Annotated in this window: 16 protein-coding genes; 11 read left to right on the top strand and 5 right to left on the bottom strand. The window is 61.7% G+C overall.

What is annotated here, in order from left to right:
- Positions 1–2: 2 nt before the first annotated feature.
- Positions 3–596 (bottom strand): ABATE domain-containing protein, encoded by a 594-nt coding sequence (locus M2394_RS02080; protein ID WP_178920738.1) that lies wholly within the window; start codon positions 594–596, stop codon positions 3–5.
- 174 nt (positions 597–770) lie between these two features.
- Here M2394_RS02080 and M2394_RS02085 point away from each other — a divergent pair, with 174 nt between their 5' ends.
- From M2394_RS02085 to M2394_RS02115, 7 genes are all read left to right on the top strand, one after another.
- The gene (locus M2394_RS02085; RefSeq protein ID WP_259171445.1) at positions 771–1,649 is read left to right on the top strand and encodes an alpha/beta fold hydrolase; all 879 of its coding nucleotides are present in this window, start codon (positions 771–773) and stop codon (positions 1,647–1,649) included.
- Positions 1,650–1,758: 109 nt separating this feature from the next.
- Entirely contained in the window at positions 1,759–2,817 is a 1,059-nt protein-coding gene (locus M2394_RS02090; RefSeq protein WP_259171446.1) for a nitronate monooxygenase family protein, read from the top strand.
- 118 nt (positions 2,818–2,935) lie between these two features.
- The gene (gene modA / locus M2394_RS02095) at positions 2,936–3,703 is read left to right on the top strand and encodes a molybdate ABC transporter substrate-binding protein (protein WP_178920732.1); all 768 of its coding nucleotides are present in this window, start codon (positions 2,936–2,938) and stop codon (positions 3,701–3,703) included.
- Entirely contained in the window at positions 3,704–4,384 is a 681-nt protein-coding gene (modB, locus tag M2394_RS02100; protein WP_259171447.1) for a molybdate ABC transporter permease subunit, read from the top strand.
- Positions 4,385–4,389: 5 nt separating this feature from the next.
- Positions 4,390–5,469, top strand: a complete 1,080-nt coding sequence (gene modC, locus M2394_RS02105) for a molybdenum ABC transporter ATP-binding protein (protein WP_259171448.1) — start codon at positions 4,390–4,392, stop codon at positions 5,467–5,469.
- Between the two features lie 79 nt (positions 5,470–5,548).
- Positions 5,549–6,598 (top strand): DNA topoisomerase IB, encoded by a 1,050-nt coding sequence (locus M2394_RS02110; RefSeq protein WP_259171449.1) that lies wholly within the window; start codon positions 5,549–5,551, stop codon positions 6,596–6,598.
- A 124-nt stretch (positions 6,599–6,722) separates the two neighbouring features.
- Entirely contained in the window at positions 6,723–8,360 is a 1,638-nt protein-coding gene (locus M2394_RS02115) for an ABC-F family ATP-binding cassette domain-containing protein (protein WP_259171450.1), read from the top strand.
- 139 nt (positions 8,361–8,499) lie between these two features.
- Here the strand turns inward: M2394_RS02115 and M2394_RS02120 are convergent, their stop codons facing one another.
- The 4 genes from M2394_RS02120 to M2394_RS02135 all read right to left on the bottom strand — a co-directional run bounded on the left by M2394_RS02120 (position 8,500) and on the right by M2394_RS02135 (position 10,326).
- Entirely contained in the window at positions 8,500–8,853 is a 354-nt protein-coding gene (locus tag M2394_RS02120; RefSeq protein WP_176996009.1) for a hypothetical protein, read from the bottom strand.
- Between the two features lie 183 nt (positions 8,854–9,036).
- Entirely contained in the window at positions 9,037–9,348 is a 312-nt protein-coding gene (locus M2394_RS02125) for an AzlD domain-containing protein (RefSeq protein ID WP_178920723.1), read from the bottom strand.
- The gene (locus M2394_RS02130) at positions 9,345–10,040 is read right to left on the bottom strand and encodes an AzlC family ABC transporter permease (RefSeq protein WP_178920721.1); all 696 of its coding nucleotides are present in this window, start codon (positions 10,038–10,040) and stop codon (positions 9,345–9,347) included. Before M2394_RS02130 ends, M2394_RS02125 begins: the two co-directional genes overlap by 4 nt.
- Before the next feature lie 70 nt (positions 10,041–10,110).
- On the bottom strand, positions 10,111–10,326 hold the full coding sequence (locus M2394_RS02135; RefSeq protein WP_016969776.1) for a hypothetical protein: 216 nt from the start codon (positions 10,324–10,326) through the stop codon (positions 10,111–10,113).
- Between the two features lie 140 nt (positions 10,327–10,466).
- On the opposite strand from M2394_RS02135, the gene M2394_RS02140 reads away from it, so the two are divergent.
- From M2394_RS02140 to M2394_RS02155, 4 genes are all read left to right on the top strand, one after another.
- Positions 10,467–11,750, top strand: coding sequence for an arsenic transporter (locus M2394_RS02140; protein WP_259171451.1), 1,284 nt, complete (start codon positions 10,467–10,469; stop codon positions 11,748–11,750).
- 36 nt (positions 11,751–11,786) lie between these two features.
- Positions 11,787–12,578 (top strand): AraC family transcriptional regulator, encoded by a 792-nt coding sequence (locus M2394_RS02145; protein WP_178920717.1) that lies wholly within the window; start codon positions 11,787–11,789, stop codon positions 12,576–12,578.
- Positions 12,579–12,652: 74 nt separating this feature from the next.
- Positions 12,653–13,264 (top strand): LysE family transporter, encoded by a 612-nt coding sequence (locus M2394_RS02150; RefSeq protein ID WP_178920715.1) that lies wholly within the window; start codon positions 12,653–12,655, stop codon positions 13,262–13,264.
- A gap of 318 nt (positions 13,265–13,582) precedes the next feature.
- A complete protein-coding gene (locus tag M2394_RS02155) occupies positions 13,583–13,876 on the top strand; it encodes a hypothetical protein (RefSeq protein ID WP_178920713.1) in 294 nt (97 codons plus the stop codon).
- Positions 13,877–13,918 lie beyond the last annotated feature (42 nt).

A 13,918-nucleotide genomic window follows, 5' to 3' on the forward strand; every position in this document is an offset into this window, starting at 1 on the left:
TTTTAAAGCTTGAGTTTTCGTTTGCGGAATTCGGCGACCTTATGCCGGTTGCCGCACAACGCCATGCTGCACCAGCGGCGTTTGTGGGCCTTGGTCCGGTCATAAAACCACAGGATGCATTCCGGGTGTTCACAGCGGCGAATCAGGGTGAAATCGCCCGCCACCAATAAATTAGCGGCTGCCTCGGCAATCGGCGACAGAAATTGTTCGGCCGTCTGCCGTTTGCGCTGGCGTTCCAGCTGCGGCCCCCCCGACGCCGGCCACACCAGTTGCGGATGGCTGACCGCCTTGCGCAGGAAGCTGTTGAGGGCGGCCGGGTTGCCAGGCTGGTCGTTTTTGCGTTGCTTGACCAACTCACGAATCACTTCGCGCAGTTGCCGCGCCGCGCTGAGCAAGGTGCCGGCTTCAAACTTGGGAGCACTGCCCTCCTCGACCCATTGCAAGCGCACCAACCAACGCTCCACGTCGGCATCGGTCTGCCAGAAATCCCACGGCACGCCGTCGATGTTGGCCAGGGTGTTGAGCATGTCCAGCACCGGATCATCGGCCAGGACATAGGGCTCGTCAGGGACAGCTGGGGGGACGGTGATTGCCATGGGGGATCCTCTTGAGCATCACACGATAGTAACCGCTAACCAGCAGGATGGGTAGTTACAAGCGACGAAAATCTAACCTGAATAATTACGTTGACAGGTTACATGTTTGAGCGCAGCTTTAAAAACAGCTAACCCGTAAACACACTTTATCAAGTTACAAAAGGCGCCTTCATCATGTCTACCCAAGCCCCTGTGATTCGCTACCAGCACGTCGATGTCGATGGCGTGCGCATGTTCTACCGTGAAGCCGGCGACCCAGCGGCCCCGGTCATGTTGCTGCTGCACGGTTTTCCCAGTTCGTCCCACATGTACCGTGACCTGATTCCCCTGCTCGCCAACCGCTACCGCGTGATCGCGCCGGATTTGCCAGGTTTTGGCTTCACCGAGGTGCCTGCCGACCGCGACTACCACTACAGCTTCGACAACCTGGCCGTGACCGTCGGGCACTTTGTCGATGCGCTTGAATTGAGCCGTTACGCCTTGTACGTCTTCGACTACGGCGCTCCGGTCGGGCTGCGGTTGGCCGTGGCGCATCCGCAGCGGGTCAGTGCGCTGGTCTCGCAAAACGGCAACGCCTACCTCGAAGGCCTGGGGGATGCCTGGGCGCCGATCCGCCGATATTGGGCCGAGCCGACCCAGGCCAATCGCGAAGTGATCCGCCATGCGGTGATCAGCCTCGAAGGCACGCGCTATCAGTACCTGCACGGCGTCAGCCAGCCCGAGCTGGTCGCGCCGGAGTCGTACATGCTGGATGTGCTGTTGATGCAGCGCCCGGGCAACGATGAGATCCAGCTCGACCTGTTCCTCGACTACCGCAACAACCTCACGCTGTACCCGGCGTTCCAAGCGTTCTTCAAGGCCAGCCAGGTACCGACGCTGGTGATCTGGGGCCAGAACGACCCCTTCTTCATTCCACCGGGCGCCCACGCCTACGCGGGTGACAACGCCAACGCCGTGGTCGAGTTACTGGACACTGGCCACTTTGCCCTGGAAACCCATGCGGCCCACATCGCCCAGCGCATCCATGCCGTACTGGGGCATGCCATCGACTGATGGCACTGCACGAAACGCCGTACTCGTCCAGTGAATAAAACAGACTGGCCGGGTGCCAGGGGCCCTGCTAAAACAGCTAAAAGTCTTACTCACGCTGGAGACGCAACCCATGAGCACCTGGCCAGACACGCGCATTCTTGACCTGCTGGGCATCGACCTGCCCATCATCCAGGCCCCCATGGCCGTGGGCACGACCACCGACATGGTCATTGCTGCGAACAACGCCGGCGCACTGGGTTCACTGCCCGCCGCAGCCTTGAGCATCGAGCAATTGCGCGAGGCGTTGGCCACCATCCGCCAGGCCAGCACGCGGCCCATCAACGTGAATTTCTTCTGCCACCAGCCACCGGCGCCCGACGAGGCCCGTGACCGACGCTGGAAGGCATTGCTGGAACCCTACTACCGCGAATTGGGCGTCGATTTTGACGCGCCAACCCCAGTGTCCAACCGCGCGCCGTTCAACGAGGCTGCTTGCCAGGTGGTGGAACAATTTCGTCCCGAGGTCGTGAGCTTTCACTTCGGCCTGCCGGAAAAAGCCTTGCTGGACCGGGTAAAAGCCACCGGCGCCAAGGTGCTGTCGTCGGCGACCACCGTAGAAGAAGCGATCTGGCTGGAGCAACATGGCTGCGACGCAATCATCGCCATGGGCCTTGAAGCCGGTGGCCATCGCGGCCTGTTCCTGAGTGACGACCTCAATACCCAGATCGGTTTGTTCGCCCTGTTGCCGCAAATAGTCGACGCCGTCGCCGTGCCGGTGATTGCTGCCGGCGGTATCGGTGATGCACGCGGTATCGTCGCGGCCTTCGCCCTGGGCGCGTCGGCGGTGCAGATCGGCACCGCGTACCTGTTTACCCCCGAGGCCAATGTCACCGCGTCCCATCACTACGCGCTGCGCCACGCCCAGGCCAGCGAAACCGCGCTGACCAACCTGTTCACCGGCCGCCCGGCACGGGGCATCGTCAATCGGGTGATGCGTGAACTGGGCGCGATCAACCCGGCAGCGCCGGCCTTCCCCACGTCCGGTGGCGCCCTGATGCCACTCAAGGCCAAGGATGAAGCGGGCTTCAGCAACCTGTGGTCGGGCCAGGCGCTGCGCCTGGGCAAGGATATTTCAACGTATGACCTGACACGTCAGTTGGCCGAGCAGGCGTTGGCCAAGCTCAACTAGATCTGACACGTGGGGCAACTTTGCACTGTACCGGCAATGGCCAACCGCTATATATTCCCATACATAGCGGTTAAGCCTTCTACCTATAACAAGCCGTACAACCCTAAGGAGCTGCTTCATGATGATTCGCGCCTCACGCCTGGCCCCCACGGCCCTGGCGACCTTGATTGCCGCCTTCGCGTTCGGTTCGGCCCAGGCCGATGAAGTACAGGTGGCCGTGGCCGCCAACTTCACCGCACCGATCCAGGCCATCGCCGCCGACTTTGAAAAAGACACCGGCCACAAGCTGGTCGCCGCGTACGGAGCCACCGGGCAGTTCTACACCCAGATCAAGAACGGTGCGCCGTTCGAAGTGTTCCTCAGCGCCGACGACACCACCCCGCAGAAACTCGAAGCCGAAGGCGACAGCGTCAAAGGCTCGCGCTTCACCTACGCCGTCGGCACCTTGGCCCTGTGGTCGGCCAAAGAAGGCTACGTGGATGCCAAAGGCGACGTGCTGAAGAAGAACGAATTCAAGCACCTCTCCATCGCCAACCCGAAAGCCGCGCCGTACGGCCTGGCCGCCACCCAAGTGCTGGCCAAAGAAGGCCTGACCGAGAAGGTCAAGGACAAGATCGTCGAAGGCCAGAACATCACCCAGGCCTATCAGTTCGTCTCCACTGGCAATGCCGAGTTGGGCTTCGTGGCCTTGTCGCAGATCTATAAAGACGGCAAAGTCACCAGCGGCTCGGCCTGGATCGTGCCTGCTTCGATGCACGACCCGATCAAACAAGACGCGGTGATCCTCAACAAGGGCAAAGACAGCGCCGCTGCCAAGGCACTGGTTGAATACCTCAAGGGGCCAAAAGCCGCCGCGGTTATCAAATCCTACGGTTACGAGCTGTAAATGCCCCTGTCGAGTGCCGATTTTTCCGCTATCTGGCTGACCATCAAACTGGCGTCACTGACCACCGTGATCCTGCTGGTCATCGGCACTCCGATTGCCCTGTGGCTGTCGCGCACCCGCTCCTGGTGGCGCGGCCCCATCGGGGCCGTCGTCGCCTTGCCGCTGGTGCTGCCGCCCACGGTGATCGGCTTTTACCTGCTGTTGACCATGGGGCCCAACGGCTACTTCGGCCAGCTCACCCAATGGCTGGGCCTGGGCACCCTGACCTTCAGCTTTGCCGGGCTGGTGATTGGCTCGGTGATCTATTCCATGCCGTTTGTGGTGCAGCCGTTGCAAAACGCCTTCTCCGCCATCGGCACGCGCCCCCTGGAAGTGGCCGCGACCTTGCGCGCCAACCCGTGGGACACGTTTTTCACGGTGATCCTGCCCCTGGCCCGTCCCGGCTTCATCACCGCGTCGATTCTCGGCTTTGCCCACACCGTCGGTGAATTTGGCGTGGTGCTGATGATCGGCGGCAACATTCCCGACAAGACCCGCGTGGTCTCGGTGCAGATCTACGACCATGTCGAGGCCATGGAATATGCCCAGGCCCACTGGCTGGCCGGCTCCATGGTGGTGTTCGCGTTCCTCGTGTTGCTGGCGTTGTATTCCAGCCGTAAATCCAAGATGGGCTGGAGCTGACCGCGATGATCGATGTACGCCTCAACTTGAACTACACAGGCTTTTCGCTGGACGTGGACCTGCACCTGCCCGGCCGTGGCGTGACCGCGTTGTACGGTCACTCGGGTTCCGGCAAGACCACCTGCCTGCGCTGCATCGCCGGGCTGGAGCGCGCCGAAGACGGCTTTATCCAGATCAACGACGAAATCTGGCAAGACAGCCGCAGCGGCCTGTTCGTGCCACCGCACAAGCGCGCCCTGGGGTATGTGTTCCAGGAGGCAAGCCTGTTTCCGCACCTGTCGGTGCGGGCCAACCTGGAGTTCGGCCTCAAGCGCATCAAACCCGAGCAACGCCGGGTGGACATGGCCCAAGCCACCGAATTGCTGGGGATCGGCCACCTGCTGGATCGTCACCCGCAGCACTTGTCCGGTGGCGAGCGCCAGCGCATCGGCATCGCCCGTGCGTTGCTCACCAGCCCAAAACTGCTGTTGATGGATGAGCCACTGGCCGCCCTGGACAGCAAGCGCAAGGGCGAGATCCTGCCGTACCTTGAACGCCTGCATGATGAACTGGACATCCCGGTGCTGTATGTCAGCCATGCCCAGGACGAAGTGGCGCGGCTGGCCGACCACATCGTGTTGCTCAGCGACGGCAAGGCCCTGGCCAGCGGGCCGATCGGCGAAACCCTGGCACGGCTCGACCTGCCCATGGCCCTGGGCGACGACGCCGGCGTGGTGGTCAACGGCACCGTCTGCGCCTATGACGCCGATTATCAATTGCTCACCCTGCAACTGCCCGACAGCGCCCTGCAGATACGCGTGGCCCACGCGCCGTTGGCGCTGGGCAAGCAACTGCGGGTCAAGGTCCAGGCCCGGGATGTGAGCCTCAGCCTGCAGGCCGAAGAGCACAGCAGCATTCTCAACCGCTTGCCGGTGACGGTCACCCAGGACATCACCGCCGACAACAACGCCCATGTGCTGGTGCGCCTGGAGGCAGGTGGCACGCCGTTGCTGGCGCGCATCACCCGCTTCTCCCGCGACCAGTTGCAGCTACACGCCGGCCAGGTGCTGTGGGCACAGATCAAGGCGGTGGCGGTACTGGCCTAGCAAAGCTTTTTGGCACGACCGCACACCCGTGCGGTCCATCAGACATACCGGCCTGATCCGTTGCCAAGGAAGTTGCACCATGCCCGACTCTGCATTGCTTGCCGACCTGCCCCGCGACCTGCATTACGTCGACGACACCCAGCCGGGTATCCGTCGCAAAACCTTGCGCGGCAAGTTCCAGTACTTCGATGCCAAAGGCACGCGTATTACTGACGCGGACGAAATCCAGCGCCTCAATGCGCTGGCGGTGCCGCCGGCCTATACCGATGTGTGGATCTGCGCCGACCCGCGCGGCCACCTGCAAGCCACCGGCCGTGACGCCCGGGGCCGCAAACAGTACCGTTACCATGCGCGCTGGCGCGAAGTACGCGACAGTGACAAGTACGCGCGCTTGCAGGCGTTCGGAGAAGCCCTGCCCAAGCTGCGCAAGCAATTGGAAGCACAGATCGCCGAGCCTGGTTTCACCCGCGAGAAAGTCCTGGCCACGGTGGTGATGCTGCTCGACGCCACGTTGATCCGCGTCGGCAATACCCAATACGCCCGCGACAACAAATCCTATGGGCTGACCACCCTGCGCAACCGTCATGTGGACATCAAGGGCAGCGAGATTCTGTTCCAGTTTCGCGGCAAGAGCGGCGTTGAACATCAGGTCAGCGTTAAAGACCGCCGCTTGGCCACCGTGGTCAAACGCTGCCTGGAGCTGCCGGGGCAGAACCTCTTTCAATACCTGGATGAACAGGGCGAGCGCCATACCGTCAGTTCCCACGACGTCAACGCCTACCTTCATACGCTCACGGGCGCAGACTTCACCGCCAAGGACTACCGCACCTGGGCCGGTACCGCGCTCGCACTGGCGGTGCTGCGCGAACTGGAATGGCAGCCCGAATCGGACGCCAAACGGCATGTGGTCACCACGGTCAAGGCCGTCGCCAAGCAACTGGGCAATACCCCTGCGGTGTGCCGCAAGTGCTACATCCATCCGGCCGTGCTGGAGCATTTCAGCCTGGGTGAATTGTCCAGGCTGCCCAAGCCTCGGGTGCGCAAGGGTTTGAAAGCTGAGGAAGTCGCTCTGGCGATGTTCCTTGAGCAGCTGGCCGCCGACTTGCCCAAGCGCGCCAAGCTGGGTTAGCCTCTGCTTCCCTTCTGACTCACGGGACGACCGCAAACGTGAACAACTAAGCCTTCCAAAATGTATCTGCGACAAGTCGCACGGCGCGCTTGTTGGCCTGTTGGACATTTTTTTGGAGGTGCTGATGACTCACGTCAAACGGCTGCCCGCTCTCGTTTCCCTGCACCACGTGTGCTTCCAGTTCGCCAATGGCGAGACCTTGCTGGAAGACCTTGACCTGTCAATCGATCACACACCCACCGGCATTGTCGGCCGTAATGGCCTGGGTAAAAGTATCCTGGCCCAGTTGATAGCCCGCCGCCTGGCGCCCTCCTCGGGCACGGTAGAGGGCACGGCGACGGTGGCCTATGTGGCCCAGACGCTGGCCGTTCAACCCGGCGAACGCATCGCGGACATCACCGGGACCGCCACGACGCTGGCGGCCCTTGAGCGCATGGCATGCGGTCAAGCGCAGGCCGCTGACCTGGACCTGATCGACGACCGCTGGGACCTTGCCGATCGCCTGCGCGCAGCGCTGGATGCGGCGGGCCTGACACAACTGAACGCCGACACACCCGCCGACCAACTCAGCGGCGGCCAATTGGCCAGGGTCGCGGTGATCGGGGCAATGCTGGCCGCGCCGCAACTGCTGATCCTGGATGAACCCACCAACCACCTCGACAGCGCCGGGCGCACCTGGTTGCTAAGGCTGCTACAGGCGTGGCGCGGCGGATTGGTGGTGGTCAGCCATGACCGGCAACTGCTGAACACCCTGCAACGCATCATTGAACTGTCGCCCCTCGGCGCCCGGGTGTTTGGCGGCAACTACGATGCCTATCGCCTGCAGCGCGATACCGAACAACACGCGGCTGTCGCCGCCCTGGAGCATGCCCGCCTGGAGCGCAGTCGCGAACGGCGGCGCCTGCAAAAAGACCACGACAGCCTGCAACGCAATGCCGCGCGTTCACGCAAACATGCGGAGACCGCCAACGTCGACCGGTTTACCAAGGCTCGCTGGAAAGGTGCCGCCACGGAAATTGTCAGCACCGTGCGCAGCGCCCATCACGCTCACAAAAACCAGCTCGATGCACAGGTGCGCCAGGCCTATGGACGGGTGATCGATGAAACGCCTACGCTGTTGGCCCTGCCCGGCTCGGCACTGCCCAACGGCCGTAGCGTACTGACCCTGGAGAACGCGCAACTGCCGTGGCTGAATCCGCAGTCGCCTGCGAGCTACGTCACGCTTAACGTCGCCGGGCCAGTACGCGTTGCCATCCAGGGGCCGAACGGGTGTGGCAAGTCCACGCTGCTCAAAGTGCTCGCGGGCCATTGGCAGGCTGTCAGTGGCGAATGTGCCGTGCAGGTTTCAAGTGCGTATATCGATCAGCACCTGGCGCTATTGGACGATCAGCGCAGTGTCCTTGAGCAACTCAACCTGCTCGACACGCCCTTGGCTGAGGGCGAACTGCGCACACGCCTGGCCTTGCTGCAACTGGATGCCACGCGTGTGACCCAACCGTGCAGCCAATTGAGCGGCGGCGAGCGCTTGAAGGCAGCCATGGCCATTGCCTTGTGGCGTGAAGTGCCTGCGCAGCTGTTGTTGCTTGACGAACCCACCAACCACCTGGACCTGGAATCGGTGCGGGCTTTTGAACAGGCATTGCAGGGATTTTGCGGGGCGATGCTGGTGGTTTCCCACGATGAAGCGTTCATGCAGGCGATCAAGCCGACCCACGTGTTGGCGTGGCACGCCGAGGGGTGGCGTCTGGAACAAAGGGAATAAGGAGGAGGCCCGCCCGACGTTTCGGCCTCGACGTCCGTGTACTGGTAAAGAGCCATCACGTCGAGCGAGCGGGAGAATGATAGGCCAATGTCCGGCGGCTGTCCCGCCGGGTTTTTCCGAATATGACTAAGGCAAAGGATTACAGGCAAGTTGCGAGGGCCGCCAAGCGACGTTGGGCGACCATGCTGGTCTCGGCTGCAAAGTAATTGACCGTGGAGCCGGCACCGGCGCTGCGCACGTCGACGAAATAATCGCCACCGGTGGTGTAGACGGTAAAACCACCCGCCTCTATTGGCTCCTTGAACCCGCCGGCGTCGACGCCGAACACCGTTTCATCCTGCCAACCGAACTGCACGCATTGGGCAACCACCAGAGGGGCCTTGTCCGACGCCAGAGTCTTGTAGGGCGTGCCAGCCCGCGCGTCCTTCATCTTCGAGCCCGCGCAACCGGACAGTGCTGCCACCACCAACGCGCCAATCACCAGCTTGTGCATGCCATCGCTTCCTTGGAAAAAAACGCGACTCTACCATTAAGCTCCTGCGGGGGCTGCTTCGCTGACAGCCCCATGAATTTAGTTTCACTGTGAACAGACAAGGGCCCGCCTATAGTCGGCAGGCTCATTTTTAAGAAGTCTCCCTTCTGCCCGCTCTCCCGCGGGCTTTTTTTCGCCTGCGGTTCAGAGCCACCAGCGAAACAGGTAGAACAACGCCATGCTCAGCAACACCGTAATCAGCACGCTGCGCGTCCAGAACATCAGCGCCACGGCACTGATGCCCGCCAGCAGGTAAGGATTGGCCGGGCTCAGATTGAGCTTATGGTCGGCCAGGAAAATGATCGGCCCGCAAATCGCCGTCAGCATGCCCGGCACGGCGAACCCGAGAAACTCCCGCGCGCCACGGTTGAGGCGCACCGGCAGGCGCGGCTCGATAAACAGGTAACGGTTGAAAAATACCACCAGGCCCATGGCCACGATCATGAAGTAGATCATTGCTGCCCGACTCCCAGCCGCTTGCAGGCATAGCCCGCGCTCATCCCCAACACCCCGGACACCACCACGGCCGACTCCCAGTGCAGGTAACTCAGCCACACTGAAAACAGCAGCGACACGGCCACGCACACCACCGTCGGCACGTCACGCACCACCGGCGTAATCAAGGCGATGAACGTCGCGGCAATCGAGAACTCCAGCCCCAGTTGATCAAGCCCTGGGATGCTTTTGCCGAGCACAATGCCCGCCAGGGTGAAGAGGTTCCAGGCGATGTAGAACGTCAGGCCTACACCCAGTGCATACCAGCGGTTGAAGGTCTCGCGGTCATAGTGGTTGACCAGTGCAAAGAATTCATCGGTCAGCAAAAAGCCCAGGCTCATGCGCCAGCGGGTGTTGAGCGCCGATAATGTGGGGCGCATGTGCATGCCGTAGAGCAAATGTTGGGAGGTCAGCAGCAGTGTGGTCAGCACAATGGAAATCAGGCTGGCGCCACTCTTGACCATGCCGATGGCCACCAATTGCGCGGCGCCGGCAAACACGATGGCGGAGAGCCCCTGGGCTTCGAGCGGGCTGAATTGCGCATCGATGGCCATGGAGCCGGCCAGCAGTCCCCACGGCGCGCAGGCCAGGGATAACGGGATGACGGCGATAGCGCCACGAGCAAAGGCGTTAAAAGGGACGGCAGCAGGCATGGAAACGGCTCATCGACAAACAGTCGACAAGCATGCCAGTGCAAAAAGGGCTTGTCTTGAACGATCGTGCTCAGGCGAGCTTGACCGACACCTGCTCCACCGCGTCGCGGGCTTCGCGCAGCTCGTAGGCGTCCTGGTTGAGCCTGTGAATGGTATTGAGCAGGCGCTGACGCAGCACCTCATCGCCGAGTTTTTCGACGGCGCGCATCAGGTCAAACGCCGCGGTTTCGTTATTGTCCGCGACGGAATCGAGGGTCTTGCGCAGGTTGCGAGTGGCACGGGTCACGCGGTTACTTCCTTTATCACCAATGGTCGGGCACTTTAGGACAGTCGTGTTTCATTTTAATTTCAGGCACTTGTCGCTGAATTAAAAAGCCATGCCATAGGTCAATCCTTACGCGATTTCATCCTTCCCGGGGACATTTAATGCTCGTAGCCGTTGGCATCTTTCTACTCACCATCGTATTGGTCATCTGGAAGCCCAAGGGATTGGGCGTCGGGTGGAGCGCGACGATGGGCGCCATCCTGGCCTTGGCCTGCGGGGTGATCAGCCTGGCGGACATCCCGGTGGTGTGGCACATCATCTGGAATGCCACCGGTACGTTTGTCGCGCTGATCGTCATCAGCCTGTTGCTCGACGAAGCCGGCTTCTTTGCCTGGGCCGCCCTGCATGTGGCGCGCTGGGGGCGTGGGCGCGGTCGGCGGCTGTTTGCCTACATGGTGCTGCTGGGCGCGCTGGTGTCGGCGTTGTTTGCCAATGACGGAGCGGCGTTGATCCTCACGCCTATCGTGATGTCGATGCTGCTGGCGCTGCGTTTTTCGCCGGCCGCCACCTTGGCGTTCGTCATGGGCGCAGGGTTTATCGCCGACACCGCCAGCCTGCCGCTGGTGGTGTCGAACCTGGTCAATATCGTCTCGGCCGACTACTTCAAGATCGGCTTCAACGAGTACGCCGCCGTGATGGTGCCGGTGAACCTCGTCAGCGTCGCCGCCACCTTGGCGGTGCTGCTGTGGTTCTTCCGCCGTGACATCCCCGCCACCTACGACCCTGCGGACCTGGATGACCCCGCCAATGCGATCCATGACCGCGCCACGTTTCGTGCCGGCTGGTGGGTGCTGGGCATCCTGCTGGTGGGCTGTTTTGCGTTGGAACCCTTGGGCATTCCCATCAGCGCCATCTCGGCCGCCTGTGCAGTGTTGCTGTTGGTGATCGCCGCCAAGGGTCACAAGATTTCCACGCGCAAGGTGCTCAAGGAAGCGCCTTGGCAGATCGTGATCTTTTCCCTGGGCATGTACCTGGTGGTCTATGGCCTGCGCAATGCCGGCCTTACGACTTACCTGGCCACCTGGCTCGACAACTTCGCCGGTTATGGCGTGTGGGGTGCCGCGCTGGGCACCGGGATGCTGACGGCGCTGCTGTCCTCGGTGATGAACAACCTGCCGACGGTGTTGATCGGCGCCCTGTCCATCGAAGCCAGCCATGCGGTAGGCGTGGTCAAGGACGCCATGATCTACGCCAACGTCATCGGCAGCGACCTGGGGCCCAAGATTACGCCGATCGGCAGCCTGGCCACCCTGCTGTGGCTGCATATCCTGGCGCGCAAGGGCATCAACATTACCTGGGGCTACTACTTTAAAGTGGGGATAGTGCTGACCTTGCCAGTGCTGTTGATCACCCTTGCTGCGCTCGCGTTGCGCCTGAGTATTTAGTTATGCTCGGCGTTCATTCTGCCTCGAGCCGACACGATGAGCGCCATGCAACACGCCTGGCTGGGCAACTACGAAGTCACCAGCACCACGTGCACCGGCCTGTCCTTTGCGCGACACAGCCACGATGAGTGCGTGATCGGCGTGAACATGGTGGGCGAGGAAAAGGTCTGGCTCGACCGTCGTGAGTTTGAGGCCGGCCCGGGCACCATCACCTTGTACAACCCAGGACAGATTCAGGGCGGTGGCGCGGCCGAGGGCGCGCCTTGGCAATTTGTCAGCCTGTATGCCCCGGCAGATCAGCTGGCGGCCGATCTTGGCTTGGTGCACTTGGAGTTCGATCGCTCGCTGTGTTTCCAACCGCAACTGGCGCAGCGTCTTGCCTCAGCGGTGCAAGGCGCCTTGAGCCGCGACCCACTGGTTCGTGAGTTGAATGAAGAAGCCCTGGTGCTGCTGTTGGGTGAAGTGGTCGCGGTCAGCGGTGTGCGTGTACCAGGCAGCACGGCGCCCGGTAAGAACCTGATCCGCCGCGCCCAGGCGTTGCTCGCCGAGCAGTTGCATCAATCGCTGCCCCTGGACCACTTGGGCGATGAACTCGGCTTATCCAAATTCCACCTGCTGCGCGCTTTCCAAAAAGAAACCGGCTTGAGCCCACGGCAATGGGCGATGCAGTTGCGTACTCGACGCGCCAAAGGCCTGCTGCGCAACGGCGCCGCCGCGAGCGACGTGGCCCATGACCTGGGCTTTGCCGACCAGAGCCACCTCAACCGGCATTTCCGTGCCGCCTACGGCATCACGCCTGGGCGCTATCAAGCCGTGCTCAAACGTTGAACCGTGCAATCTGGTCCAATACAGCCGCCCGCGCCCTCTTCACACTGCCCGCCATCCCTTGAAGGAAAGCAGGCATGTTGACGATCTTTTTCTACGCATTGGTCTTTGGTTTTGTGTTTTGCCTCTCACCCGGCGCGGTGCTGGCAGAGACGCTGCGCCGGGGCTTGCTCCACGGTTTTACCCCGGCATTGCTGGTGCAGATTGGCTCGCTGGTAGGCGACGCCGTATGGGCGGTGATTGGCCTGACCGGCATCGCGTTGCTGATCCAGCATGATGCGGTGCGCGTGCCACTGACCGTGGTGTGCGCGCTGTACCTCGCCTGGCTGGGGCTGCGCAGCCTGATCGACGCATGGCACTTGCCCGCCGCCGACAGCGCACCCGCCCGCTCAGGGCAGAATGCGCTGGCGGTGGGTGCCGCTATCTCCCTCGCTAACCCGAAGAACATTGTGTATTGGGGCGCGCTCGGCAGTGCGTTGTCCGGCATTGTCGGTGCCACGCCCAGCCATGGGCAGACGCTGATGTTTTTTGCCGGTTTCATGCTGGCGTCGGTGCTGTCGTGTTTTTTGATTGCCGGGTTGGTGAATGTATTGCGCAACACGGCGTCGCCCCTGTGGCAACGCATCAGTTATGGCGCCTGCGGGTTGGTATTACTGTACTTGGCGATATTGGCCGCGCTGGGTATATAACTCTATCGGGCATGCAACTTATCCGTGCCCTTTGTCTGAATGAACTCTGAACATGGGTTAATTTAATTAATCATGCGTTGACATTTTGTAATCGTCTGAGTAGATTGCCCGTGCCCGCAACTGGGGCCTTTTTTAAACCTCACAAAAGAAGCCAATGGACACAGTATCTAGTCGCTGTCCGAGCACCGCCTCTGCGGGCTTCGGGCGCCAAACCCAGAATATGACAGGACTCGCCTTCCAGGTCCGGTAAGCTGCGCTAGAGCTTGATGCTCCACCGTAACTGCCTCACCGGTCGCCCGTCCGGTCCCGAGGTGTGTTATGACCTTTCAACTCATTGTTTTGCCGGATATTCGTACGCTAGCCGCAGCCCTGCGCGCCAAGCTGTGCCGCGAGCCCGTAGGCTTTTCCCCTACCCGCTCGACCTTTGCTGCACCCTCCCCCCAAGTGCGTCCGGCTCCTCCGCTGGCGCACTGGCGTATCTGCCCTGCCAGCGGCCAACTGCTGCAGCACTGGGATCACGCCGACCCTCAAGACCCGCAGAGACCGATCGTTTCCAGACTGGTTCAAGCTAGCCTGATGCTCGATCTGTACATGAGCACTCGCGCAGCTTAAACCGGCTGGAAACAGCAACTTTCTTATCTATAACCTGGAGTT

The organism is Pseudomonas sp. BIGb0164 (assembly GCF_024810135.1).
GTDB lineage: Bacteria > Pseudomonadota > Gammaproteobacteria > Pseudomonadales > Pseudomonadaceae > Aquipseudomonas.